At 72.3% G+C, this 24277-nt stretch carries 26 protein-coding genes; 16 read left to right on the forward strand and 10 right to left on the reverse strand.

Annotated elements, in window-relative coordinates:
- Nucleotides 1-1059, reverse strand: a complete 1059-nt coding sequence (gene moaA / locus AB0K14_RS03890) for a GTP 3',8-cyclase MoaA (protein ID WP_360462316.1) — start codon at nt 1057-1059, stop codon at nt 1-3.
- A gap of 113 nt (nt 1060-1172) precedes the next feature.
- On the opposite strand from moaA, the gene AB0K14_RS03895 reads away from it, so the two are divergent.
- The 5 genes from AB0K14_RS03895 to AB0K14_RS03915 all read left to right on the forward strand — a co-directional run bounded on the left by AB0K14_RS03895 (nt 1173) and on the right by AB0K14_RS03915 (nt 4745).
- The gene (locus AB0K14_RS03895; protein ID WP_360462313.1) at nt 1173-1637 is read left to right on the forward strand and encodes a MarR family transcriptional regulator; all 465 of its coding nucleotides are present in this window, start codon (nt 1173-1175) and stop codon (nt 1635-1637) included.
- Between the two features lie 18 nt (nt 1638-1655).
- Nucleotides 1656-2462, forward strand: coding sequence for an HAD-IIA family hydrolase (locus AB0K14_RS03900; protein ID WP_360462310.1), 807 nt, complete (start codon nt 1656-1658; stop codon nt 2460-2462).
- Between the two features lie 141 nt (nt 2463-2603).
- On the forward strand, nt 2604-3395 hold the full coding sequence (locus AB0K14_RS03905) for a maleylpyruvate isomerase family mycothiol-dependent enzyme (protein WP_360462307.1): 792 nt from the start codon (nt 2604-2606) through the stop codon (nt 3393-3395).
- 140 nt (nt 3396-3535) lie between these two features.
- Complete coding sequence (locus AB0K14_RS03910) at nt 3536-4327, forward strand: metallophosphoesterase (RefSeq protein ID WP_360462305.1); 792 nt, start codon at nt 3536-3538, stop codon at nt 4325-4327.
- A 34-nt stretch (nt 4328-4361) separates the two neighbouring features.
- On the forward strand, nt 4362-4745 hold the full coding sequence (locus AB0K14_RS03915) for a VOC family protein (protein ID WP_360462302.1): 384 nt from the start codon (nt 4362-4364) through the stop codon (nt 4743-4745).
- 17 nt (nt 4746-4762) lie between these two features.
- Here the strand turns inward: AB0K14_RS03915 and AB0K14_RS03920 are convergent, their stop codons facing one another.
- On the reverse strand, nt 4763-5137 hold the full coding sequence (locus AB0K14_RS03920) for a YccF domain-containing protein (RefSeq protein ID WP_360462299.1): 375 nt from the start codon (nt 5135-5137) through the stop codon (nt 4763-4765).
- A gap of 32 nt (nt 5138-5169) precedes the next feature.
- Here AB0K14_RS03920 and AB0K14_RS03925 point away from each other — a divergent pair, with 32 nt between their 5' ends.
- Nucleotides 5170-6141 (forward strand): Gfo/Idh/MocA family oxidoreductase, encoded by a 972-nt coding sequence (locus AB0K14_RS03925; protein ID WP_360462296.1) that lies wholly within the window; start codon nt 5170-5172, stop codon nt 6139-6141.
- On the opposite strand, the gene AB0K14_RS03930 is transcribed toward AB0K14_RS03925, so the two are convergent.
- A complete protein-coding gene (locus AB0K14_RS03930) occupies nt 6138-6722 on the reverse strand; it encodes a TetR family transcriptional regulator (protein ID WP_360462293.1) in 585 nt (194 codons plus the stop codon). The two genes, AB0K14_RS03925 and AB0K14_RS03930, sit on opposite strands and share 4 nt — an antisense overlap.
- Before the next feature lie 36 nt (nt 6723-6758).
- Between AB0K14_RS03930 and AB0K14_RS03935 the strand changes: the two genes are divergently transcribed.
- Entirely contained in the window at nt 6759-7394 is a 636-nt protein-coding gene (locus AB0K14_RS03935) for an HAD hydrolase-like protein (protein ID WP_360462291.1), read from the forward strand.
- Here AB0K14_RS03935 and AB0K14_RS03940 read toward each other — a convergent pair.
- Complete coding sequence (locus AB0K14_RS03940) at nt 7369-7614, reverse strand: hypothetical protein (RefSeq protein ID WP_360462288.1); 246 nt, start codon at nt 7612-7614, stop codon at nt 7369-7371. The genes AB0K14_RS03935 and AB0K14_RS03940 overlap by 26 nt on opposite strands.
- A gap of 126 nt (nt 7615-7740) precedes the next feature.
- Between AB0K14_RS03940 and AB0K14_RS03945 the strand changes: the two genes are divergently transcribed.
- Nucleotides 7741-8127, forward strand: coding sequence for a cold-shock protein (locus tag AB0K14_RS03945; protein ID WP_360462413.1), 387 nt, complete (start codon nt 7741-7743; stop codon nt 8125-8127).
- A gap of 281 nt (nt 8128-8408) precedes the next feature.
- Here AB0K14_RS03945 and AB0K14_RS03950 read toward each other — a convergent pair whose 3' ends face one another.
- The 4 genes from AB0K14_RS03950 to AB0K14_RS03965 are packed head-to-tail and all read right to left on the reverse strand — an operon-like array spanning nt 8409 to nt 12127.
- Nucleotides 8409-8888, reverse strand: a complete 480-nt coding sequence (locus tag AB0K14_RS03950; RefSeq protein ID WP_360458284.1) for a DUF2771 family protein — start codon at nt 8886-8888, stop codon at nt 8409-8411.
- An 11-nt stretch (nt 8889-8899) separates the two neighbouring features.
- Nucleotides 8900-10411: an MFS transporter gene (locus AB0K14_RS03955; RefSeq protein ID WP_360458281.1), complete on the reverse strand. Its 1512-nt coding sequence runs from the start codon at nt 10409-10411 to the stop codon at nt 8900-8902.
- Nucleotides 10412-10444: 33 nt separating this feature from the next.
- Entirely contained in the window at nt 10445-11350 is a 906-nt protein-coding gene (locus AB0K14_RS03960; protein WP_360458278.1) for a pyridoxal-phosphate dependent enzyme, read from the reverse strand.
- A 15-nt stretch (nt 11351-11365) separates the two neighbouring features.
- Nucleotides 11366-12127 carry a glutaminyl-peptide cyclotransferase gene (locus tag AB0K14_RS03965; RefSeq protein ID WP_360458275.1) on the reverse strand — a complete coding sequence of 254 codons (762 nt, stop codon included), beginning with the start codon at nt 12125-12127 and terminating at the stop codon, nt 11366-11368.
- Between the two features lie 57 nt (nt 12128-12184).
- On the opposite strand from AB0K14_RS03965, the gene AB0K14_RS03970 reads away from it, so the two are divergent.
- A complete protein-coding gene (locus AB0K14_RS03970) occupies nt 12185-12964 on the forward strand; it encodes a DUF3027 domain-containing protein (RefSeq protein ID WP_360458272.1) in 780 nt (259 codons plus the stop codon).
- The gene (locus tag AB0K14_RS03975; RefSeq protein ID WP_360458269.1) at nt 12961-15816 is read left to right on the forward strand and encodes a hypothetical protein; all 2856 of its coding nucleotides are present in this window, start codon (nt 12961-12963) and stop codon (nt 15814-15816) included. Before AB0K14_RS03970 ends, AB0K14_RS03975 begins: the two co-directional genes overlap by 4 nt.
- Before the next feature lie 16 nt (nt 15817-15832).
- Here the strand turns inward: AB0K14_RS03975 and AB0K14_RS03980 are convergent, their stop codons facing one another.
- Nucleotides 15833-16105 carry a DUF2530 domain-containing protein gene (locus tag AB0K14_RS03980; protein ID WP_360458266.1) on the reverse strand — a complete coding sequence of 91 codons (273 nt, stop codon included), beginning with the start codon at nt 16103-16105 and terminating at the stop codon, nt 15833-15835.
- 78 nt (nt 16106-16183) lie between these two features.
- On the opposite strand from AB0K14_RS03980, the gene AB0K14_RS03985 reads away from it, so the two are divergent.
- The 6 genes from AB0K14_RS03985 (at nt 16184) to AB0K14_RS04010 (ending at nt 22478) form a co-directional block, all read left to right on the forward strand.
- On the forward strand, nt 16184-17677 hold the full coding sequence (locus AB0K14_RS03985) for an NCS2 family permease (RefSeq protein ID WP_360458263.1): 1494 nt from the start codon (nt 16184-16186) through the stop codon (nt 17675-17677).
- A gap of 17 nt (nt 17678-17694) precedes the next feature.
- Complete coding sequence (locus AB0K14_RS03990) at nt 17695-18159, forward strand: MarR family transcriptional regulator (RefSeq protein WP_360458260.1); 465 nt, start codon at nt 17695-17697, stop codon at nt 18157-18159.
- Between the two features lie 4 nt (nt 18160-18163).
- Nucleotides 18164-19486 carry an MFS transporter gene (locus tag AB0K14_RS03995; protein ID WP_360458257.1) on the forward strand — a complete coding sequence of 441 codons (1323 nt, stop codon included), beginning with the start codon at nt 18164-18166 and terminating at the stop codon, nt 19484-19486.
- Between the two features lie 49 nt (nt 19487-19535).
- Complete coding sequence (locus tag AB0K14_RS04000; RefSeq protein WP_360458254.1) at nt 19536-20300, forward strand: ABC transporter permease; 765 nt, start codon at nt 19536-19538, stop codon at nt 20298-20300.
- Between the two features lie 152 nt (nt 20301-20452).
- Nucleotides 20453-22063 carry an ABC-F family ATP-binding cassette domain-containing protein gene (locus AB0K14_RS04005; RefSeq protein WP_360458251.1) on the forward strand — a complete coding sequence of 537 codons (1611 nt, stop codon included), beginning with the start codon at nt 20453-20455 and terminating at the stop codon, nt 22061-22063.
- Between the two features lie 4 nt (nt 22064-22067).
- Entirely contained in the window at nt 22068-22478 is a 411-nt protein-coding gene (locus AB0K14_RS04010) for a hypothetical protein (RefSeq protein WP_360458248.1), read from the forward strand.
- Between the two features lie 167 nt (nt 22479-22645).
- Here the strand turns inward: AB0K14_RS04010 and AB0K14_RS04015 are convergent, their stop codons facing one another.
- Complete coding sequence (locus tag AB0K14_RS04015) at nt 22646-24145, reverse strand: glutamate-cysteine ligase family protein (RefSeq protein ID WP_360458245.1); 1500 nt, start codon at nt 24143-24145, stop codon at nt 22646-22648.
- Nucleotides 24146-24277 lie beyond the last annotated feature (132 nt).

Consider the following 24277-nt stretch of genomic DNA (forward strand, 5'->3'; position numbering starts at 1 on the left):
TCACCCTCCGATCGCGCTCATGGGCCGGTCCGGCTGGCTGAAACCGGCGTCGTTGATGCCGTGCCCGGCCGCCTTGGCCCACGAGTTGCCCCGCCACGCCCGCGCGACGTCCTCGTCCGACGCGCCACCGCGCAGCAACGCCCTCAGGTCCGTCTCCGACTGGCTGAACAGGCAGTTGCGCACCTGGCCGTCCGCGGTGAGCCTGGTCCGGTCGCACGCCGCGCAGAACGGCCGCGTCACCGACGCGATCACGCCCACCACGGCCGGGCCGCCGTCCACCAGCCACCGCTCGGCCGGCGCGCCGCCGCGCTCGCCCGGCTCGGGCGTGAGCGTGAACTCGGCGCGCAGGGCGGCCAGGATCTCCTCGGCGGTCACCATGTCGTCGCGGTTCCAGCCGTGCTGCGGGTCCAGCGGCATCTGCTCGATGAACCGCAGCTGGTAGCCGTGGTCCAGGCAGTGGCGCAGCAGCGGCACGGCCTCGTCCTCGTTCACGCCGCGCATCAGCACCGTGTTCACCTTGACCGGCGTCAACCCCGCATCGCGCGCCGCGGCCAGGCCCTCGAACACGTCCGACAGCCGGTTCCGCCTGGTCAGCGCGAGGAACCGGGCAGGGTCGAGGGTGTCGAGCGACACGTTCACCCGGTCGAGGCCCGCGGCCACGAGCCCGGCGGCGCGCCGCGCCAAGGTCAACCCGTTCGTGGTCATCGAGATGCGCGGCCTGGGGTCGAGCGCCGCGGTCGCCGCGATCACCTCGTCCAGCCCGGGCCGCAGCAGCGGCTCCCCGCCGGTGAACCGGATGTCGGTCACGCCGAGGCGGGTCACCGCGATGCCGATGAGCCGGGTGAGCTCCTGGTCGGACAGCAGGTCCGGCTTCGGCAGCCAGTCCAGGCCCTCGGCGGGCATGCAGTAGGTGCAGCGCAGGTTGCAGCGGTCCGTCAAGGACACGCGCAGGTCGTTGGCGACCCGGCCGAACCGGTCCACCAGCAGCGGTGAGTCCGGCCGCTCGGTGGTGTCCGGGTTGCCGCGCACGACGGGTAGCCCCAACTCGACAGCTGTCACCCCTACCAGGGTAATCGGCCGACACTTGTGGGTGCTGTCGGAAACGGGTGGCGGCGGCCCGTGAGCTGGACGACGGTGCCTGACACGTTGGGCGGAACGCTAAATTGCCTGTCATGACCAGTGAGCACGAGGTGCCCGCCGACGTGCTGGAGCGGTTCAGCGCCTACGCGCGGGAGACCACCGCGCTCACCGTCCTGTTCCACACCAGGGTGGCCGAGCAGATGGGCCTGTCGCCCACCGACGAGAAGTGCCTCGACCTGGCCATGCGCGCGGAGGGCCCGATCACCGCGGGTCGGATCGCCGAGCTGTCCGGGCTCTCCACCGGCGCGGTGACCGGCGTGATCGACCGGCTGGAGCGCGCCGGGTACGTGCGGCGGGTCCGCGACCCGCACGACCGGCGCAAGGTGCTGGTCGAGGTGACCCTGCCGGACGAGGACAAGCTCGCCGGCCTGTTCAGCGGTGCCCAGGAGACGCTGCGCGAGGTGCTGGGGCGGTTCACCCCGCAGGAGCGGGACGTGCTGGAGAGGTACAACCAGGCGTTGATCGAGACGTTCCGCCGGCGCGTGATCGAGGCCTGAGCCGGCAGCATGTCGCCCATGGCCGCTCAGTGGAACTACCTGATGGACATGGACGGCGTGCTCGTGCACGAGGAGCACCCGATCCCGGGGTCGAGCGAGTTCGTCGCCGAGCTGACCGCGAACGACATCCCGTTCATGGTGCTCACGAACAACTCCATCTACACCCAGCGCGACCTGCGGGCCCGCCTGTCCCGCACGGGCCTGGAGGTGCCGGAGGCCGCGATCTGGACGTCCGCGCTGGCCACCGCGAAGTTCCTCGACTCGCAGCGGCCGGGCGGTTCGGCGTACGTGATCGGGGAGGCCGGCCTGACCACGGCGCTGCACGAGATCGGGTACGTGCTGACCGACCGCGACCCGGACTACGTGGTGCTCGGCGAGACCCGCACCTACAGCTTCACCGCGATCACCAAGGCGATCCGGCTGGTGGAGGAGGGCGCGAAGTTCATCGCGACCAACCCGGACGCCACCGGCCCGTCCCGCGAGGGCTCGCTGCCGGCCACCGGTTCGATCGCCGCCCTGATCGAGCGGGCCTCCGGGCGCGCTCCCTACTACGTGGGCAAGCCCAACCCGTTGATGATGCGGTCGGCGCTGCGCGCGTTGGGTGCGCACTCCGAGCACACGCTGATGATCGGGGACCGGATGGACACCGACGTGCGGTCCGGCCTGGAGGCCGGGTTGCGCACGATCCTGGTGCTCACCGGCATCTCGGCGGAGTCGACGGCCGAGCTGTACCCGTACCGGCCGACGCGGGTGGTCAAGTCGATCGCGGACCTGGTCGGCAACTCGGCCAACCCGTTCCCCGACGAGGTGCCCGACCAGGGCTGACCTGCGGCGACCTGGGCTGAGCTGCATTGGCCTGGGCTGACCTGCGCTGAGCGGCGCTGACCTGGGCTGAGAGCTGCGTTGACCTGCGCTGACCTGCCGAGTCGCTGGGATTGTCGGTGGGCGGGGATAGCGTGCCCGGCCATGGGAATCGATCACGTGGCGGTCGTCGAGGAGTACAGCGAGGCGTTCACCGAGGCGGTGGGGGGCAACCTGGGCGCGCCGGTGCCCAGCTGCCCGGGCTGGACGGTGGACGACCTGGTGGCGCACCTGGCCGAGGTGCAGGCGTGGTGGACCGCGGTCGTGCTGGCGAAGGGCGCGTACCCGGACGAGGAGGCGGCGCGGCGGGCCGCCGACACCGGGCCGGACCGGGTCGAGGGCTGGCGGGAGATCAGCGCCCGCTACGCCGCCGTGCAGCGCGAGTACCTGCGTGCCGCGGGGCCGGACGCGCCGGTGTGGGTGTGGTGGAACGACCAGGAGCGGGACACGGCGGCGGCCCTGGCGTCCCGGCAGGCCCACGAGGCGGTCGTGCACTGCTGGGACGCGCAGCGGGCCGCGGGCGCGGTGAAGTCGATCCCGGCCGAGTTGGCGGCGGACGGGGTCGAGGAGTTCCTGGAGCGCTTCCTGCACGGTGCGGCGTGGGAGGGCGGTCCGGCGGTGCTGGAGCTGGCGGCGACCGACACCGGCGCACGGTGGTGGTTGGGCACGGACGGGACGGTGAAGCCCCGGCGGCTGCCGGAGGCGGAGGGGACGGCGGATGCGCGGGTGACGGGGACGGCGGATGCGCGGGTGACGGGGACGGCGGATGCGCGGGTGACGGGGACGGCCGAGCAGTTGTACCTGCTGCTGTGGCGGCGACTGGACCTGGCCGAGGTGACCGTGACGGGTGATGACGCCGCGGTTGTCGCACTGCTGGGTTGGCCGAACCTGAACTGACCGTCGGCGCGCGAGCAGTGGGTCGGCAGGGCGGCGGGCCGCCCTGTCTCACCCTTGCGGGGGAGCTGCGGCCGAAGCGACCGGGCGGTGGCTGATCGACTTTTGCGCACCACACCCCCGCGTCGCTTATCGTCGCAGGTGTGGAAAGACCGCTCTTCGTGGTTGGCGACGTGCACGGGCACCTCGCCGAGCTGACCCGCGCCCTGCACGCCTCGGGCCTGGTCGACGCCGACGGTGACTGGTCCGGCGGTGACGCGGAGCTGTGGTTCCTCGGCGACTTCGTCGACCGCGGCCCCGACGGCGTCGGGGTGATCGAGTTCGTGATGCGGCTGGGCGAGCAGAGCGGCGGCCAGGTCGACGCCCTCATCGGCAACCACGAGGTGCTGCTCCTGGGCATGCACCGGTTCGGCGACCGCAACGTGCCCGGCGCGCCGACACCGCGCAGCTTCGCCCGCAGCTGGCTGCTCAACGGCGGCCTGCGCAGCGACCAGGACCGCCTCACCGACGCCCACATCGAGTGGCTGACCACCCGCCCGGCGCTCACCGAGGTCGACGGCCACCTGCTGATGCACTCCGACACGCTCGCCTACCTGGAGTGGGGCACCACGATCGACGCGGTCAACCAGGCGGTCCGCGAGGTGCTCCACGGCGACGACCTGGAGCACTGGTGGGAGTGCTGGCGCAAGATGACGACCCGTTACGCCTTCCGCGGCCCGGACGGCGCGGCGGTGGCGGACGAGCTGCTCGACGTGCTCGGCGGCCACGAGGTGGTGCACGGGCACAGCGTCATCGCCGACCAGCTCGGCGTGGCGCCGGAGGAGATCGACGGCCCGCTGCGGTACGCCGACGGCAAGGTGCTGGCGATCGACGCCGGCTTGTACAGCGGCGGCCCGTGCCTGGTCGTCCAACTGGTTGCGGACCATTCGGAGTAGGCGCAGCATGGCTTCACCCGCAAGGAGGAACGCCATGCTCACAGCCACCCGGACCACGACGATCCTGCCCGTGTCCGACCCGGACCGGGCCTCGCACTTCTACGCCGACATGCTGGGCCTGACCCCGCTCGGCGGCAGTGACGACGGCACCCGCCTGTTCGAGCTCGGGCGCGGCGACGCGCTGGGCCTGATGCCCGCCGAGGAGGGCGCGCAGTCCGGTCACACCGTGCTCAGCTTCGAGGTCGACGACCTCGGCGCCGAGATGGGTGAACTCGAACGGCGGGGCATCCGGTTCGAGGACTACGACCTGCCCGACCTGAAGACGGTCGACCACGTGGCCGTGTTCGGCACGGAGAAGGCGGCTTGGTTCCACGACAGCGAGGGGAACGTGCTCTGCCTGCACGAGGTGACCGGCTGACCTGAGGAGTCGACGGGTCAGGGGAGCGCCACGATCTCCTTGCCCAGCGGCATCAGGGACACCGGGACCATCTTGAAGTTCGCCACGCCCAGCGGGATGCCGATGATGGTCACGCACAGCAGCACGCCGGTGACGACGTGGCCGATGGCCAGCCAGATCCCCGCGACGATGATCCACACGACGTTGCCCAGCAGCGACGGAGCGCCGGCTCCCGGCCGGTCCACGACCGTGCGCCCGAACGGCCACAGCGCGTAGTTCGCGATGCGGAACGACGCCAGCCCCCACGGGATGGTGATGATCAGCACGCAGCAGATCACGCCGGCGACCACGTACGCGACGGCCAGCCAGAAGCCGCTCAGGACCAGCCAGATCAGGTTCAGGATGAGCCTCACGAGGCCATCTTGCCCGATTAAGCTGCCGTCCCGTGTCGAACAAACTCCGTTGGGGTGTCGTGGCGACCGGCGGCATCGCCGACGTCGTCACCGGCGACCTCCGCCTGCTGCCCGATGTCGAGGTGCTCGCGGTGTCGTCGCGCGCGCTGCCCAAGGCCGAGGACTTCGCGGCAAAGCACGGGATCCCGCGTGCCTACGGCGACTACGCCGACCTGCTGGCCGACCCGGACGTGGACGTCGTCTACGTGGCGACGCCGCACGTCCAGCACCACGCGGTGACGCGTGCGGCGTTGGAGGCGGGCAAGCACGTGCTGTGCGAGAAGCCCGCGACGCTGACGCTGCCGGACCTGCAGGACGTGGTGGACCTCGCGCGCGAGCGCGGGCTGTTCTTCATGGAGGCCATCTGGACCCGGTTCAACCCGCTCATCGTGCTGATGTCCGAGCTGATCGGCGAGGGCGCGATCGGGGAGGTCCGGTCGGTTCGGGCCGACTTCGGCTTCACCCTGGAGCACGACCCCGCGCACCGGCTGTGGAACAAGGCGCTGGGCGGCGGGTCGCTGTTCGACCTGGGCATCTACCCGGTGTCGTTCGCGCACCTGGTGCTGGGCGAGCCGGAGACGGTCCAGGCGCACGGCCGGATGGTCGACGGCGTGGACGCCGAGGTCGGCATGCTGCTCGGCTACCCGGGCGGCGCGCACGCGCTGCTGGGGTCGTCGCTGGTCAGCCCGCTGAAGTCGGGGGCGGTCGTGTACGGCACGAGTGGCCTGGTGGAGCTGCCGGAGGCGTTGTTCAACCCGAGCCAGATCGTGGTGAACGGGGTGGAGCACCGGCACGAGCAGGAGGGCGCCGGGTACGTGCCGCAGTTGCGCGAGGTGGTGAAGCGGGTGCTGGCGGGTGAGACGGAGAGCCCGTCGATGCGGCACGAGGAGTCGTTGGCGATCCTGCGCACGCTGCTCAGGGCGGCGGAGGAGGTCGGGTTGACCTACGAGGACGTCAAGCCCTAGTGGGGGGTCAGGGGTGAGGGGTCCGGGGTGGTTGGGGCCTGGTTCCTGAGCAGCGCTTCCGTCACGTGCACCACGGCGTCGACGCGGCGGTTGCCCGGCGTGAGCAGGTGGCTCAACGCCACCCGCACGATCGTGTCCGCGATCAGGTGCACGCGCGCGTCGGGCAGCGCGGGCCAGTGCCTGCGGATGTGCTGGGCGAACACCGAGGTGGCCAGCGTGAGCACCGGTTTCCCCCTGGTGGTCAGCAGCGGGAGCATGTCCTCGGCGTTCGCCCCGTCGAGGACGGATTTCGCGAGGGCGTCCCGGGCGGCCAGGTCGAACGCGAACGTGATGCCCTGCCGCAGACCGTCCAGGGGATCGGGCGTGCCGACCAGCCGTTCGCGGATGCCGTGCACGAACTCGGCCGTCTTGTGCAGCGCCACGGCCTGCACGAGCCGTTCCTTGTTGCCGAACTCGTTGTACACGGTCTGTCTGCTGACGCCCGCCTTGGCGGCCACCTCCGCCATGCGCAGGCCCCGTGAGCCGTGCGCCGCGATCAGCTCCGCAGCCTCGTCGAGCAGCGCCCGGGTGAGTTCCGTCACGGCGCAAAGCTTGGCACAGCGCATAGGGTGCGATCCGTGCCGCTGACCGTGGGCTTCGACCTGGACATGACGTTGATCGACCCCAGGCCCGGCATGGCGGCGGTGATGGACGCGGTGGCGGCGGAGAGCGGCTACCCGCTGGACGGCGCGCACTTCGCGGCCAACCTCGGCCCGCCCCTGGACATGATCTACCGCGACTTCGGCGTGCCGGAGGCCGACATCCCGGTGTTGATCGCCCGGTTCCGCGCGCTGTACCCGGACGTGGTCATCCCCGCCACGGTCGCCCTGCCGGGTGCGGCGCAAGCGCTTGCGGTGGTGCGTGAGCTGGGCGGGACGACGATCGTGGTCACCGGCAAGTACCGGGCCAACGCGGCGCTGCACCTGGCCGCGTTCGACTGGGAGGTCGACCACCTGTTCGGCGAGCTGTGGTCGACAGGCAAGGCGGAGGCGCTGAAGGCGCACGACGCGGCGGTGTACGTCGGCGACCACGTGGGTGACGTGCGTGGGGCCAAGGCGGCCGGCGCGGTGTCGGTCGCCGTGGTGAGCGGGCCGTGCGACGCCGAGGAGTTGGCGGCCGAGGGCGCGGACGTGGTGCTGCCGGACCTGACGGAGTTCCCGGGGTGGTTGCGGGCGAACGCGGAGCGGCTCAGCGGCGGGGCCGGGCGTCCCTGACGGCGCCGAACACGCCCAGCGCGAGACCGGCGGGCGCGAGCAGCCAGCCCGCGGCGAACACCCAGGCGGGCAGGCCGCGTTCACCGACGATGAACATCGCGACGATGGCGGCGACGCCCAGCGCGAACAACGCCACGGCTGACGGCATCAGCAGCGAGGGCTTCGAGGGCTTCGGTGCCTTCGAGGGCTTCGAGGGCTTCGAGGCCTTCCGGGTGGACATGAGGTGAAGCGTAGTCGCGCGATCGGAGGTGCCCCCGCTGTGGTGTTCTGGATAGTCTGGTGGGACGCGCCCTGGGCACGCCCCGGGCGCGTTCGTCGTGTGAACGCTTAAGGATTGGTGAGAACGGTGCCGACCGGCAAGGTCAAGTGGTACGACTCGGAGAAGGGCTTCGGCTTCGTCACACAGGACGGTGGCGAAGACGTATACGTGCGGAAATCCGCGCTGCCTCCGGGTGTCGAGGGCTTGAAGGCCGGTCAGCGGATCGAGTTCGGGATGGCCGAGGGCAGGCGCGGTCCACAGGCGCTGTCGGTTCGGCTGATCGACCCGGCGCCCTCGGTGGCGGAGGCGCGCCGCCGGCCCGCGGAGGAGCTGCACGGCCTGATCGAGGACATGATCAAGTTGTTGGAGCTGAAGGTGCAGCCCGACCTGCGGCGGGGGCGGTACCCGGATCGGAAGAACACGAAGTTGATCGCTGAGGTGGTTCGGGCGGTGGCGCGGGAGCTCGATCCGTAGGTCCGTCGGTCTGGGGGGTGGGGTGTCTGCTCCCAGGGCCGGCTCGATTTGACATGGGGCCCTTACGGGCACCCCAGGCAGGCCAAAGCCGGGCAGGCACGGCGGGGAAAAGCGTCCCGCCCTGCCTGCCCGGCTTCGTCCAGCCTAAGGCACCCGAACCCATGTCAAATCGGGCCTCGGTGGGGGTGTGCCGGGGCCGTTGTGGTCGGCTGTGGAGCGGGGCCTCGGTGGGTGTGCTGGGGCCGTGGTGGTCGGCCGGCGGCCTCGGTGGTAAGCGTGGATTAGGGGGTTCGGTCGTCGATGGAGAGGATCCAGGTGCCGCGGGCGACGAAGTCGAAGGCGCCGGTGGTGCTGGCTTCGATTCGGGCGCCGTATTGCTGGACCTCGACGCTTTCCAGTTGGTCGTCGGGGTTGGGCAGCACGAGGGTGTAGGCGTACTTCGGGTCGCGTTCGGTGAAGAGTTTGCTGCGCAGCGGCTCTTGTGGTTGGCCCTGGGCGTTGCGGTAGGTGAACTTGACCGACCAGGCGGTGTCGGCCAGGTCGCCGGGCACGGAGATCTGGACCGGGTAGCCCGGGCGCACGCGCAGGACGCCGACCGCGTCGGGGTCGACGTCGCAGTTCTCCGACCGCAGGTCGCAGTACTGGGACGGGCGGACGTTGATCGCCTCGCCGTCGGCGTAGAACGTCACCTCGGGGTCGGTGGGTGCCGCCGCGCAACCGGTCAGGACCAGCAGCGACAGCAGGATCGGGAGTCGGCGCACGGCGGTCGAGCCTACGTGCCGGGCCTGGGCACGACGGCCGCGGGCCGCAGTGGGCGGTCGCCGCCCAGGCCCGGGATGAGCGTGGCGCCGCGCCTGGTCTGGACGGTCTGCGCCAGACCGATCGCCAGCAGGACGGCCAGGACGGTGAAGCCGATCCAGTACTCGGTGGGCAGCAGGACGCCGAGCGCGCCGCCGAAGACCCAGCCGAGTTGGAGGATGGTCTCCGAGCGGCCGAAGGCGGAGGCCCTCGACTCGTCCGGGACGTCGTCCTGGATGACCGCGTCCAGGGAGACCTTGGCCAGTGAGCTGGCGGTCGCGCCGATGAGGCCGACGGCCGCGGCGGTGATCAGGCCGGGGAGGACGGCGGCCAGGACGACCGTGGTCAGCGCCGCGACCAGGCAGCCGATGACGACCTGGTCGGGTGCGCCGAAGTGCAGTCGTGCGCCCACGGCGTTGCCCAGGAAGCTGCCGATGCCCGCGGCGGCGGCGATGACGCCCAGCAGGAGCACCTGCATCAAGGCGTCGCCCTCGGTCTGGGCTCGTACGACGAAGGCGGCGAAGAGCATGAGGAAGCCGGTGAGCATGCGGATCGCGCCGTTGCCCCACAGGGCGACCACGACCGTGCGGCCCAGCGGTTGTCGCTTGGGCTTCTGCGGCTTGGCCCGCAGCGAGGTGGGCACCTCGCCTTCAGTGACCTCGACCCAGCTCGGGATGCGCAGGCAGTAGAAGGCGTTGGCCAGGCACAGCGCGGCGGTGAACCAGAGGGCGCCCGGTGAGCCGAAGAGGTTGGCGAAGCCCGTCGCCACCGCGCCGAACACGCCGCCGGCGGCCAGGCCGAAGATGGTCATGCGGGCGTTGGTCTTCGACAGGGTGATCTCGCGCGGGAGGACGCGGGGGGTTATCGCGGCCTTGAGGACCGTGAAGGACTTCGACAGCACCATGCTGCCCAGGGCGGCCGGGTAGAGGCCCCAGTTGTCGAAGTTCAGCGCCATCGCGATGGACAGGAAGACCCGGAGCACGCAGGACGCCGCCAGCGCGATCCGCCTGCCGTGCTGGATGCGGTCCAGGGCCGGGCCGATGACGGGGGCGACCAGGGCGAACGGCGCGACGGTGATCAACAGGTAGAGCGCGACCTTGCCGCGGCTCTCACCCGACGCGGCGGAGAAGAAGAGGGTGTTGGCCAGGGCCACCGCCATGGCGGCGTCGGCGGCGTAGTTGAGCATCACCGCGTAGGTCAGCGACGACAGGCCGGACTGCTTGGCGCCGTCGGCGTGGGCGGCCCGGCGGAACGTGGCCAGCGCCTTGCCGCTGAGCTGCTTGGTGCGGAACCACGCGACGCGGGTGACGGTGAGCTTCCTCGGCAGCGTCGGCTCGGTCGGCGCGTCGCTGTCCGGGGGCGGGGTGAACTGGGCGGACTCGCGTGGCGGCGGGCCCGGCGTCGGGTAGGGCCGGGTGCGCGGCTTGTACTCGTCGTCTTCCCACGGGTACCGCCGCGGCTGGTCGTCCGGCCGAGGGGGTGTCACCCTTCAATCCTGCCTCACCCGGTGCGGGCTGTCTCACACATTGCCGCCGGTGAGCACGGTGGCGATCGTCTCGCCCGGCACGTCGGCGACGGCGATCGCGGCCAGGCCGATCGCGCCCGCCGGTTCGAGGACCAGGCCCAGCGTGGTCCGGGCCAGCGACATCGCGTCTCGGATGGCGTCGTCGGGCACGAGGAGCATGTCGTCGACGAGGGCGCGCAGCCGCGGGACGGCGGCGGGCACGGGCACCCGGACGGCGATCCCGTCGGCGATGGTGTCCGTCGGCGTGTCGGCCGGCGGCCGGCCGGCCCACGCGCGGGCGACGGCCGGGGCGCCCTCCGCGCAGACGCCGACGACCCGGGTGTGCGGTGAGTGCTCCTTGAGCCAGCGGGCCATGCCGGTGATCAGGGCGCCGTCACCGACGGGGATGACGACGGCGTCGATGGGGGTGCCGGCACGGAGGAGTTCGACGGCGATGCTGCCCGCGCCCTCGGTGATGGCGACGTCGCGGCCGTCCTCGACGAAGATCGCGCCGACGCGCTGGGCGTGGTCGCGGGCGGCGTCCTTGGCGCCGGTGAAGTCGACCGGGACCTCGGTGACGGACGCGCCGAGCGCCTTCATCCTGCGGACCTTGTCGCGCACGGCGGAGGAGGACACGAACACCTCGACCGGGAAGCCGCGGGTGCGGCCGACGTAGGCCACGGCCTGGCCGAAGTTGCCGGCTGACGCGCACACGACCGGACGCCCCGGCGGCAGGGACGTGCCCATGAAGTCCGCGCCGCGGCCCTTGAAGCTGCGCAGCGGGTTGACGGTCTCGACCTTGATCAGCACGCGGCGGTCCAGCGCGGCGCAGAGCTGCTCGTCCACGTACTGCGGGGTGCCGCGGAACACGGGGTCGATGGTCTCGGCGGCACGGGCGATGTTGTCGAGGTCGATGTCCACGTGCGAGACGGTAAATCACCCGGTGGTGAACCGGACCCGGAAGATCGTCGGCCAGTTCTTGCCGGTGACCAGGAACTCGTCGGTGCCCGGCACGGCCGCGATGCCGTTGAGCACGTCACCGGCCGGCACGTCCGGCGGTCGCAGGCCGCTCAGGTCGACGGTGGCGGTGACCTGGCCGTTCGCCGGGTCGATGCGCACCACCTCGTCGGTCTGCCACACGTTGGCCCACACCTGGCCGCCGACGCACTCCAGCTCGTTGAGGCGGGTGACCGGCTGCCCGTCCCGGCGGACGGCGACCGTCCCGGTCTCGGCGAACGAGGTGGGGTCGCGGAACGCGAGCTCGTCGCTGCCGTCGCTCATCACCAGCCGGCCGCCGTCGCGGCACAGGCCCCAGCCCTCACCCTCGTAGGTGACGCGCCTCACTTCTTCGAGCGTGTTCCGGTCCCGCTCGATGGCCACGCCGTCCTGCCAGGTGATCTGCCAGATCCGGTCGTCGACCACGGTGATGCCCTCGCCGAAGAGCGGTTCGGGCAGGTCGACGCGCTGCTCCACCTCGCCGGTGCCGGGGTCGATCCGGCGCAGCGACGACTGGCCTGCCAGGCCCGTGCCCTCGTAGAGGACGCCGTCGGCCAGCTCCAACCCCTGGGTGAACGCGCCGGGGTCGTGGGGCAGCGTGCCCAGCACCTCGACCCCGGTCGGCGTGCCCGTTGGACCGCTCGGCGGGGTGGTGCACGCCGCCGACAGGACCAACACCGTCGCCATCAGGAGCCACCGCACGTCCGAAAGGGTGGCACGTGTGCACGGCGCTGCGAAGACGTGCGGCACAATTCACCTGTGACCGCCACGCCGACCCGCCAGCCCGTTCCAGCGCTCGCCGACCCAGCGGCAGTCCGGCTCGCCCGAGCCGCCGCACAAGATGAGGCGGGCGCGGAACGCGTCGGCGACCACGTGGGCGCGGTGGCCGAGGACGAGGTGTCGGCCACCCACCTGTTCGAGGCCGAGCACGCGGGCTACCGCGGCTGGAACTGGGCCGTCACGGTGGCGTTCGCCGGGCCCGGCACGCCGCTGTCGGTGAGCGAGGTCGTGCTGCTGCCCGGCGACGACGCGCTGGTCGCGCCCGAGTGGGTGCCGTGGCACGAGCGGGTCCGCGCGGGCGACCTCGGTGTCGGCGACCTGCTGCCCACGCCCGAGGACGACCCGCGCCTGGCGCCCGGCTACGTCGGCTCGGACGACCCGGCGGTCGAGGACGTCGCCCTGGAGGTCGGGCTCGGCCGCGTGCGGGTGCTGTCCCGCGAGGGCGTGCTCGACGCCGCCCAGCGCTGGCACACCGGTGACTTCGGGCCACGCAGCGAGATGGCCCGCAGCGCGCCCGCCACCTGCGGCACGTGCGGGTTCTACACGCGGATCACCGGTTCGCTCGGCGCCGCCTTCGGGGTGTGCGCGAACGAGCTGACGCCGGCCGACGGTCACGTGGTGCACGTGGAGTACGGGTGCGGCGGGCACTCCGAGGTCGAGGTCGAGGGCGGTCCGCTGGTGCCGGTCGCCGAGGTCGTGTACGACGACGCGGTGCTGGACGTGGAGGTCAACCCCGCTGCCGACGAGAGCGGGAAGTGAGCGCGGACCCGTTCGGCACCGAGGCGCTGCGCGAGTCGGTGCTGGCGGCGTGGCGCGGCTCGCCGACGCGGTTCCGGGAGGACGCCAACGCCGAGGAGGACCTGCGGCTCGGAGGGTACCGGGACCGGCTGCTGGTGGAGCTCGCGCAGAACGCGTCCGACGCCGCCCGCGGCACGCCCGGCGTGCTGCGGCTGTCCGTCGTGGACGGCGAGTTGCGCGCCGCGAACACCGGAGCGCCGCTGGACGCGGCGGGTGTGGCGGCGCTGGCGTCGTTGCGGGCGTCGTCGAAGGCCTCGGACACGGTCGGCCAGTTCGGCGTGGGTTTCGCCGCCGTGCTGGCGGTGAGCGACGAGCCGCGGGTGGTGTCGAGGTCCGGTTCGGTGGCGTTCTCGGCCGCCCGCACGCGCGAGGCGGTGCCGTCGCTGGCGTCCGCGCGCGGCGGTGACGTGCCGGTGCTGCGGTTGGTGTGGCCGTCGGACGAGGCGGACCTGCCGGACGGGTTCGACACCGAGGTGCGGCTGCCGTTGAAGGCCGTCGGCGGAGCCGATGATCGGGCAGAGGTCGGTGGTTCCCTGCTCGCGGAGTTCGCGTTGCAGGTGCCGGACCTGCTGCTGGCGTTGCCGGGGTTGCGGCGGGTCGAGGTCGGGGCGGACGCCTGGGAGCGGTCCGAGGCCGACGGTGTGGTGGTGCTGACCGGGTCCGGTGGGGCGCAGCGGTGGCTGGTGCACCGGGTCGGTGGCGAGTTGCCCGCGTCGCTGGTCACGGGCGTGGAGTCGCGGCCGCAGTGGTCGGTGTGCTGGGCGTGGCCGATGGACGAGCCGCTGTCCGGTGACGTGCTGCACGCGCCGACGCCGACGGACGAGAAGCTGTCGCTGCCCGCGCGGCTGATCGCGACGCTGCCGGTGGAGCCGTCCCGGCGGCGGGTGCTGGCGGGCGCGGCGGCGACGTTCGTGCTGGACCGGGCCGCCTCGGCGTACCCGGAGCTGGTGGCGAAGCTGCCGGCGGTCGAGCGGACGTCGTTGGTGCCGCTGCCCGGGTTCCCCCTGTCCGAAGTGGACGATCGACTGCGGACCGGTGTGCTGGCGGCGTTGAGGACCGCCTCGTGGTTGCCGTTGGCGGACGGCGAGTGGGCCGCGCCGTCGGCCGCGAAGGTGCTGGACCTGGCGTCGTTCGAGCTGGTCGAGCTGCTGGAGGACGTGATCCCCGGGCTGCTCGACTACGAGCTGACGTTGCCGCCGCACGCGAAGGCGTTGGCGGCGCTGGAAGTGCCGCGGCTCGGTGTGTCCGAAGTGGTCACTGCGCTGGCCGGGGTCGGCGGCGACCCGTCGTGGTGGCACCAGGTGTACGACGCGCTGTCGCCGGTCGCGGACGTCGACTCGACCGCGCGCGAGGCCATGGGAAGCCTGCCCGTGCCGCTGGTGGACGGCCGCCTGGTGAGCAGCCCGCGCGGGGTGCTGGTGGGCACGGACTCCGAGCTGTTCTCGGTGTCCGGGCTGCGGATCGCGCACCCCGAGGCGGCGCACCCGCTGCTGCTGCGGCTGGGCGCCACCGAGGCGGGCCCGGCGGAGCTGCTGGACTCCGACGCGGTGCGCGAGGCCGTGCACCGCAGCCTGGACGACCCCGCGCTGGACGGGCCGGAGCTGGTGCGGACGGTGCTGCGGCTGGTGTCGCGGGCCGGTGGGCGGCCGTGGCTGTCGGAGCTGGCGCTGCCGTCGGTGGACGGCGAGTGGCGGCGCGCGGACGAGCTCGTGCTGCCGGACTCGGCGCTGCTGGAGGTGCTGGAGTCCGACGCGCCGTTCGGCGTGCTGGACGCGTCGGTGGCGGCGGAGTGGCCGCGGTCGGTGCTGACGGACGTCGGCGTGATCGACGGGTTCACCGTGGTCGAGGACGACTCGCCCACCGAGCCCGACCACGACCTGGCCGACGAGGGCTACTGGTGGGACGCGTTCGACGTGCCGCCCACGCGGGTGCTCGGCATCCGCGACCTGGACCTGGTGGCGCGCGACAAGTGGCCGCGGGCGCTGGCGATGATGGCCGCCGACCCGGTGGCGTGGCGCGCGGTGAGCGAGCCGGACGGCTACACGAGCTGGTGGCTGGCCCGGTACGCGACGATCGACGGCGTGCCGCTCGGGTCGTGGCGGCTGCCCGACGCCGAGGGGCTGGAGGGCCTGTACGACGTGGTGCCGTCGATCGACCTGCCGCCGCACGTGCTGGCCGCCGCGGGCGTGCGCACGTCGTTGAGCGTGGTGGACTCCGACGACGTGACCGACCTGATCGCCCGGCTGGGCGACCCGGCGCGCAAGCTGTCCGACGCCCTGGTGCTGCGCGTGCACGCGATGCTGGCCGAGGTGGCGGACTCGGTGAGCGTCGAGCCGCCGGACCGGGTGCGCGTGCTGACCGGCGCGGCCGAGTCGGCCGACGACGTGCTGGTGCCGGACCTGCCGTGGCTGCTCGGCGTGCTGCCGCCCGACCAGGTGCTGGCCTCGGCCGGTTCGGCGGCCGAGCTGGCCGAGCTCCTGGCCCTGCCGCTGGCGTCGGAAGAGGTGTCCGGGACGGTCGTCGGCGAGGGCGACGAGGTGATCTGGTCGGAGCTGGGCGCGGTGCGGCTGGCGTGCGACCTGCTCGGCGTGGAGCTGCCGGGCGGTTCGCTGATCGTGCACGACGACCTGGTGGTGGCCGCCGAGGGCGCCGAGCACCCGGTGTCGTGGTGGGTGGACGACACGGTCCTGCACGCCGCCGACACACCCGAGGGGCTGGCGCGCGCCCTGGCGTGGACGACGGGCCGTTGGGACGACCGGCACACGTTCGCGGCGTTGATCGCCGACCCGACGCCGTCGGTGCTGCTCGGCTAGTCGCGCGTCCCCGCGGCTAGTCGCTCAGACCCCGGCCCCCTTGGGCGGTCCGGCTGCCCCGGCGGGCGGCGGAGCGCTGCCAGGCGAAGATGCCGTAGCCGATGAACCCCAGCAGGCCGCCGGACAGGCACGTCCACGCCAGGACCCCGAAGCCGTCCCCGAACAGCAGCGCGCCGGCCAGCGCCAGCCACCACAGCGCCGTCCCGGCCACGATCGCGGGCACGGGGTCGGCCAGCTTCGGCGGTAGCGGCGGCGGGGGCGGGAGGGGTGCTGCGTCCGGTTGGGCCACGTCGGGCAGGCTACTCGCCCGAAACACGAGTAGGGCACGCTCTGCCTGCTCAAGCACACCGCCGACCGAGGAGATGAGATGGCCACCGCCGAGACACCCGCCGCCGAGACGCCGCCGGGCGGGCCGGCCCGTTCCAAGCTGGACGGGTTCTTCAAGATCTCCGAACGCGGCTCGTCGGTCGGGCGGGAGGTGCGCGGCGGGCTCGTCACGTTCGTGACGATGGCCTACATCGTCGTGCTGAACCCGCTGATCCTGGGCAGCTTCGCGGCCGACGACCCGGGCGCCAAGGTCGACGTGCTGGGCAACATCCTCACCATCCCGCAGGTGGCGGCGGTGACGGCGCTGGTCGCGGGCGTGATGACGATCCTGTTCGGACTCGTCGCGAACTACCCGTTCGCGCTGGCCACGGGCCTGGGCATCAACTCGTTCGTGGCCGTCACGATCGTGCCGCAGATGTCGTGGCCCGAGGCGATGGGCCTGGTCGTGGTCAACGGCCTGGTGGTGCTGCTGCTGGTCGTCACGGGCGTCCGCACGGCCGTGTTCAACGCGGTGCCTGCGGAGCTGAAGGCGGCCATCGCGGTCGGCATCGGCCTGTTCATCTGCTTCATCGGCCTGGTCGACGCCGGGTTCGTGCGCCGGCTGCCGGACGCCGCGGGCACCACCGTCCCGGTCGGACTCGGCATCAACGGCTCCATCGCGTCGTGGCCGACGTTCGTGTTCGTGGTCGGCCTGGTGGTCACCGGCATCCTGGTCGCGCGCAAGGTCAAGGGCGCGATCCTGATCGGCGTGCTGGCGGCGACCGTGCTGTCCATCGTGATCGAGGCGATCGTCAAGGCGGGCCCGTCGAAGGGCACCAACCCGGCCGGGTGGAACCTCGGCTACCCCGGGCTGCCGGAGCAGGTGTTCGGCCTGCCCGACCTCTCCCTGCTGGGTGACGTGTCGTTCGGCGCGTGGACGCGGGTGCCCGCGCTGACCGCGGCGCTGCTGGTGTTCACGCTGGTGCTCACGGACTTCTTCGACACCGTTGGCACGATGACCGGCCTGGGCAAGGAGGCCGGTGTCATCGGCAAGGACGGTCAGCTGCCCGGGGTGTCGAAGGCCCTGTTCGTGGACGGTGTCGGCGCGGTCGCGGGCGGTGCGGCGTCCTCGTCGTCCAACACCGTCTACATCGAGTCGGCGTCCGGCATCGCGGAGGGCGCGCGGACGGGGCTGGCCAACATCGTCACCGGGCTGCTGTTCCTGGCCGCCATGTTCCTCACCCCGCTGTACGCCGTGGTGCCCATCGAGGCGGCCGCGCCAGCGCTGGTGATCGTCGGCGCGCTGATGATCATGCAGATCAAGGAGATCGACTTCACCGACTTCTCCGTCGGTCTGCCCGCGTTCCTCACGATCGTGATCATGCCGTTCACCTACTCGATCGCGAACGGCATCGGCGCGGGCTTCGTCAGCTACGTGGTGCTGCGCGCGCTCACCGGTCGGGCGCGCAGCGTGCACCCGCTCATGTGGATCGTGGCGGCGGCGTTCGTCGTCTACTTCGCGATCGGCCCCATCCAGGCAGCCCTCGCCGGCTGAATGGGCAAGTTCACACGATGGGCGCAGAGATCGTGAGGTATGCTAACTACGTGGCGGAGTACGAGGCTGAAGCAGGACTGGCGAGTCGGTTGCGACTGGCCGTGGTCCGGCTCAACCGCAGGCTCCGCGCGCAGCGGGTGAACTCCGCGATCTCGCTCACCCAGGTGTCCGCGCTGTCCACGTTGCACAAGTGCGGGCCCCTCACGCCGGGCGAGCTGGCCGCCAAGGAAGGCGTCCAGCCACCGTCGATGACCAGGGTGATAGCCGCCCTGGAGGAGTACGGGTTCGCCACGCGCCGTCCGCACCCCACCGACGGCCGGCAGGCCATCGTGGAGCTGAGCGAGACGGGTCTGAACTACATCAACGAAGAGGTGTCCGCCCGCGAGGCCTGGCTGGACAAGCGGCTGGCCGAGCTGACACCCGAGGAACGGGGCGTGCTCTCGCGCGCCGCCGAGATCATCGACAGGATGGCGGGGCAGTAACGAAGTGCCGGCGTACGCGGGTGGGGCAGAGACGGACCAGGTCGAACGCAACCCAGCCGCACCCCCGCCGCGCCGGCGCACGTTCGGATCGCTCCGCGTGCGCAACTACCGCCTCTACGCCTCCGGTCAGGTCGTCTCCCTGGTCGGGCTGTGGATGCAGCGCGTCGCCCAGGACTGGCTGGTGCTGGAGCTGTCCGACGGCTCACCGGTCGCGCTGGGCATCGCCGCCGCGCTCCAGTTCGCGCCCACGTTGTTCCTGTCGCTGTGGGCGGGCGTGCTCGCCGACCGGATGGACAAGCGCAAGCTGCTGCTGGTGCTGGAGACCGGTCTCGGGCTCTGCGCGCTGACCCTGGGCCTGCTCGACGTCACCGGCGTGGTGCAGCTGTGGCACGTCTACCTGCTGTGCCTCCTGCTGGGTGCGGTGTCGGCGGTGGAGACGCCGGTGCGGCAGAGCTTCGTGGTCGAGATGGTGGGCCGCGACCAGCTCACCAACGCGGTGGCGTTGAACGCCATGACGTTCAACCTGGCCCGCATGGTCGGCCCGGCCGTGGCCGGGGTGATGATCATCTTCGTGGGCACCGGCTGGGTGTTCCTGATCAACGCGGTCAGCTTCCTCGGTGTGCTGGCCGGGCTGCTGCTGATGCGTGCCGCCGAGCTGCACCGCGGCGACCCCGTGCCGCGGGAGAAGGGGCAGCTGCGGGAAGGCCTGCGGTACGTGCGCAAGCGCCCCGACCTGGTGATCCTGCTGTGCCTGGTGTTCTTCATCAGCACGTTCGGGCTGAACTTCTACGTCACGTTGGCCGTGCTCGCGCGCAACACCTTCGGCGGTGACGCCTCCGCGTACGGCCTGCTGTCCACGTTGCTCGCGGTCGGCACGCTGGCCGGCGCGACGCTGGCCGCACGGCGCAGCGCCCGCGGCAAGCCGCGGCTGAGGCTGCTGATCCTGGGCGCGCTGGCGTTCGGCGTGCTGGAGGTCGTGGTCGGGCTGATGCCCACGATGTGGCTGACCGGCGCCGCGCTGATCCCCGTCGGCATCGCCATGATGACGTTCACCACGACCGCCAACGCGACCGTGCAGCTGGGCGTGCCGCCCGCGATGCGCGGCCGGGTCATGGGCCTGTACATGCTGGTCTTCCTGGGCGGCAACCCGGTGGGCGGCCCGGTGATGGGGTGGCTGGCCGAGCACTTCACCGCGCGTGCGCCGCTGGTCGTCGGCGGGGTGGTGTCGATCCTGGCGGCCGTGGTCGGCGGGCTCGTGCTGGCCCGGCGCGGCGGGCTCCGGCTGCCGGCGCACCGCCTCGGCCTGCGCCGCCGCGCCCGCGTCTGACGCCCGGGAACCCCCGGCGGCCGGCCGGGCGGCACGTCAAGATGTCCGGGTGGTCATCGCGACGGACTGGGTCCGGCTGCTCGTCGTCTGCCTGATCTTCACCGCGGTCGCGGGCGCGGTGGTGTGGTGGGCACGGCTGGCCTCGCCGAAACCGGTGGTCCGGGCGGCCGTGCGGGCGACCGCGCAGCTGGCCGCGGTGTCGGCGGTGATCACGGTGGTGCTCGCGTCGCTGCCGCTGACCGCGGCGTTCCTGGTGCTGATGGCGGGCGTGGCCACGGGCACGTCGGCGGCGCGCACGAAGACCGGCAGGCGCGGGGTGTGGGTGGCCGCGGCGATCCTCGGCGGGACCGTGCCCGCGATCGCCGGCCTGGTGGCGAGTGGCCTCGTGCCGTTGCGCGGCATCGCGCTGGTGCCGGTCGGCGGCATCCTCATCGGCGGCGCGATGACCGCGACCACGTTGTCCGTGCGACGGGCGCTCGACACGCTGCGGGACCGGCACGGCGAGTACGAGGCGGCGCTGGCGCTCGGGTTCACCGAGCCGGTCGCGGTGCGCGAGTTGGTGCGCACGCCTGCCGCCGAGGCCCTGATCCCCGCGCTCGACCAGACCCGCACGGTCGGCCTGGTCACGCTGCCCGGCGCGTTCGTCGGGATGCTGCTGGGCGGCGCGCCGGTGTGGCAGGCGGGCGCGTTGCAGCTCGTCGTGCTGCTGGGGTTGCTGGCGGTGGAGGCGGTGGCGATCGCGGTGGTCGTGGAACTCGTCGCGAGGGGTCTGGTGCGCAGGACTGGTGCCACGGGCGAGCTTAGGCTAACCTAAGTCGCGTCGCTTCGTGGTGGGAGCGGCAGTCAGTTCGGGAACAGACGAGGCCCCGCCTCCCGGTCGTACCGCCGGGTGGCGGGGCCTGGTCGTCTCCGGACACCGGGGGAAACTCACGTGCCGAGCGCGGGTCGACGTGCCACGATCGGATGGTGTTGACAGCCAGGAACGTGACGCTGTCGTTCGGTCCGCGGACCGTGCTCTCGGAGGTCGACCTCGATGTTCCCGCAGGTGAGCGCATAGGCCTGCTCGCGCCGAACGGCGTGGGCAAGTCCACCCTGCTGCGCGTGCTGGCCGGTGAGCTGACCCCCGACTCGGGCACCGTCACCGCCTCCGGCGTGGTCGCGCACCTGACCCAGGAGACCGAGGTCCGGCCCGGCGAGTCGCTGCGTGACCACCTCGCCCGCCGCACGGGCGTGGCGTCGGCCGAGCGCGCGTTCGAGGCCGCCACGCGGGCCTTGAGCGAAGGCGAACCGGGTGCCGACGACGCCTACGCGCGGGCGTTCGACGTGTGGACCGCGTCCGGCGCGGCCGACTTCGCCGAGCGCGCCGACGAGGTGTGCGAACGGCTCGGCCTGCCCGCGACGCTGCTCGACGAGCGCGGGTCGGGCGAGCTGTCCGGCGGGCAGGCGGCGCGGCTGCGGCTCGCGGCCGTGCTGCTGACCACGGCCGACGTGCTGCTGCTCGACGAGCCGACCAACGACCTCGACCTGGCCGGGTTGGACGTCCTGGAGTCGCACGTGCTGCGCAGCCGGGCCGGGATGGTCCTGGTCAGCCACGACCGCGAGTTCCTGGCCCGCACCACGACCGCGATCGCCGAACTGGACGAGTTCAGCCACGGCGTGACCGTGTTCGGCGGCGGGTGGGACGCCTACGTGCAGGAGCAGGCCCGTGCCCGGCAGCGGGCGCGGGAGGAGTACGAGGCGTACGCGGCCAAGCGCGACTCGTTGACGCAGCGGTCCCGGCAGACCCGCGAGTGGTCGCGGCAGGGCTTGCGGCGCAACGCGAAGTCCGACGAGAGCGACAAGTTCGTCAAGTTCTTCGCCAAGCAGGGCGCGGAGAACCTCACCGCGAAGGCGTCCGCCGTGGACCGCGCGCTGGACCGGCTGGAGGAGGTCGAGGAGCCGCGCGAGCCGTGGGAGCTGCGGTTGACGCTGCCCAGCGCCGGGCGGGGCAGCCAGGTCGCGTTCGCCCTGCGCGGCGCGGTGGTCAGCCGGGGCGAGGTCACGCTCGGCCCGATCGACCTCACCATCGGCGCGGGGGAGCGCTGGCGCATCGCCGGGCCCAACGGGTCGGGCAAGTCGACGTTGCTCGGCGCGCTGCTCGGCCGGCTGCCGCTCGACTCGGGTGACCGGGGTCAGGGGCCCGCTGTCGTGGTGGGCGAGGTCGACCAGGTGCGGGCCGACTTCGCGGTGGACGAGCCGGTGCTGGACGTGGTGACCGCGCTGACCGGGCTGCCGGTGGTGGAGGCGCGGACGTTGCTGGCGAAGTTCCGGGTGGGCGCCGACGCCGTGCTGCGGCCGGCCCGTTCGCTGTCGCCCGGCGAGCGGACCAGGGCCGGGTTGGCCGTGCTGCAGGCCAGGGGCACCACGTGCCTGGTGCTGGACGAGCCGACCAACCACCTCGACGTGGCGGCCATCGAACAACTCGAACAGGCGTTGGAGGGGTACGAGGGCACCCTCCTGCTCGTCACCCACGACCGCCGTTTGGCCGCGGCAGTGGGGGTTGACCACACCTTGGACGTGCGGACCCTGGCAAGATAGGCGCATGGGCACCGAGGAGGACTGGCCGGTCGAGCAGACGTGGTCACTGCGCAACACGCATTGGCACGCTTATGTGGAGCACACGTCCCTCGACCACGCCTCCCCGCGCCAGGAGCGCCTGGAGCGCACGCCGGAAGAGGTCTTGACCACACCGACCGAGGTCGCCGCGTGGTTGGAGGTCAACCTGCGCAGCGCGACGAAGCCGGAGGAGGCCGGGAAGAAGCGCACGAAGGACGAGCGCGACTTCTCGGACTCGAACCGGGTGCACACGTCGCTGGCGTCGGCGGGCGAGAGCATCTACACGGGCGTGAAGGGCATGCTGACCCTGGCCGTGGAGGCGGTGACGCCCGACGAGTGCCGCAGCTCCCACGACGGCGCCGACGTCGCACCCCTGAAAGCCGGCCGCCGCCGCTGACCGGCACCCCGGCACGCGGCAGCGCGCCCGAGGCCTGAACCGCGGCGCAGCCGCAAACGCACCAGCCGAACGACCGAGGCCTGAGCCGCAGCGCAGCCGCACGCGCACCGGCCGCACGACCTGCCCGCCGTGCCCCGACGCGCGGCGGACAGGTCGTCGGTCGTGGGCTACCCGCCCACGGGCCAGGTGTGCACCGGCTCGCCCGCGTGCGACAGCTCGACGTACCGCCCGAGCATGGCGCTCAGCGCGGTGTCCCGGTCCGCGCCCCGCTCCTCCAGCAGCGCCACCGTCTCGCGCTGCCACTGCGACCCCGTGCGCCGCGCCAGGCACCTCGCCTCGATCACGCCGAGGTACCGCTCGCGCGCCTCGTCGGACACGCCGCACGCGCGCAGCCCCTCGTGCGCCAGCGGCAGGAGGCGGCGCAGGACCAGCTCGTCCGGCGGCACCCAGCCGATGCCCGGCCAGTACAGCTGCGCGCCCATCCCGTGCCGCGAACCGGCGTACAGGTTCTCCTCCGCCGCGTGGAACGACATCTGTGTCCACAACGGACGCTCCAGCGTGGTCAGTGCCCGTTGCGCGCCGTAGAAGAACGCGGCGTTGGCCATGGTGTCCAGCACCGTCGGCCCGGCCGGCAGCACGCGGTTCTCCACGCGCAGGTGCGGCACGCCGTCGACCACGTCGTACACCGGCCGGTTCCACCGCCACACGGTCCCGTTGTGCAACCGCAACTCCGTCAACGACGGCGTGCCGCCCGACCCGAGCACGTCCAACGGGTCCTCGTCGCCGGTCTCCGGCAGCAACGCCGGGAAGTACCGCACGTTCTCCTCGAACAGGTCGAAGATCGACGTGATCCACCGCTCGCCGAACCACACCCGCGGCCGGACGCCCTGGTTCTTCAGCTCCTGCGACCGGGTGTCCGTGGCCTGGAGGAACAGCGGTATCCGGGTCTCGTGCCACAGCGCCCGCCCGAGCAGGAACGGCGAGTTCGCCGCGATCGCCACCTGCACCCCGGCCAACGCCTGCGCCGCGTTCCAGTGCGCCGCGAAGTCGTCCGGCGCGACCTGGAGGTGCAGCTGCACGGACGTGCAAGCCGCCTCCGGCATGATCGACTCGGCGTAGCTGGACAACCGCTCGCCCGCCCGCCCCGGCAGCGGGGAACCCTCCATCGACAGCACGACCGCCTCGCCGCGCGCCGCGAGGATCTGGTCGTTCAACGTCGTGTACCGCGGCTGCTGCGACAGCCACCGCCGGTCGAAGTGCTCGTGCCGCAACGTCGGCAGCACCCCGATCATCACGATCGACGTGCCCGCGTCGTGCGCCTTGACGTCGGCCGACGCCAGCGTGGAGACCAGCTCCCTCTCCAGGTCCAACGTCTCGTCGCCGGCCAGCTCGCGCGGCGGGACGTTGACCTCCAGGTTGTGCTGGCCCAGTTCCAGCGTGAACGACGGGTCGTCGATCTTCTCCAGCACCTCGGAGTTGGCCATCGCGGGCCGGCAGGCCCCGTCGACCAGGTTCAGCTCGATCTCCAGCCCCATCTGCTGCCTCGGGAAGGAGAAGCTGTCCTCCACCAGCATGGTTCCCAGCGCGTCCATGCACCGCTGCATGCGCTCGCGATAGCGCCGGCGGTCCTCTCTGGTGAACGTCCGACTGGACACATCCGTACCCATGCCGCCTCCCAATCGGTAGGGCTGCTCCGGCGGGCTTAGCGGAGGCCAACCGTGACACAGCAAGCACTTGCCCGCCAGCGCCCAAATCGGTGCTCTCTGTCACATGCTGGTAACAATCAGCGAGAACTCGCT

Source organism: Actinosynnema sp. NPDC050801, assembly GCF_040673975.1.
Taxonomy (GTDB): Bacteria; Actinomycetota; Actinomycetes; order Mycobacteriales; family Pseudonocardiaceae; genus Actinosynnema.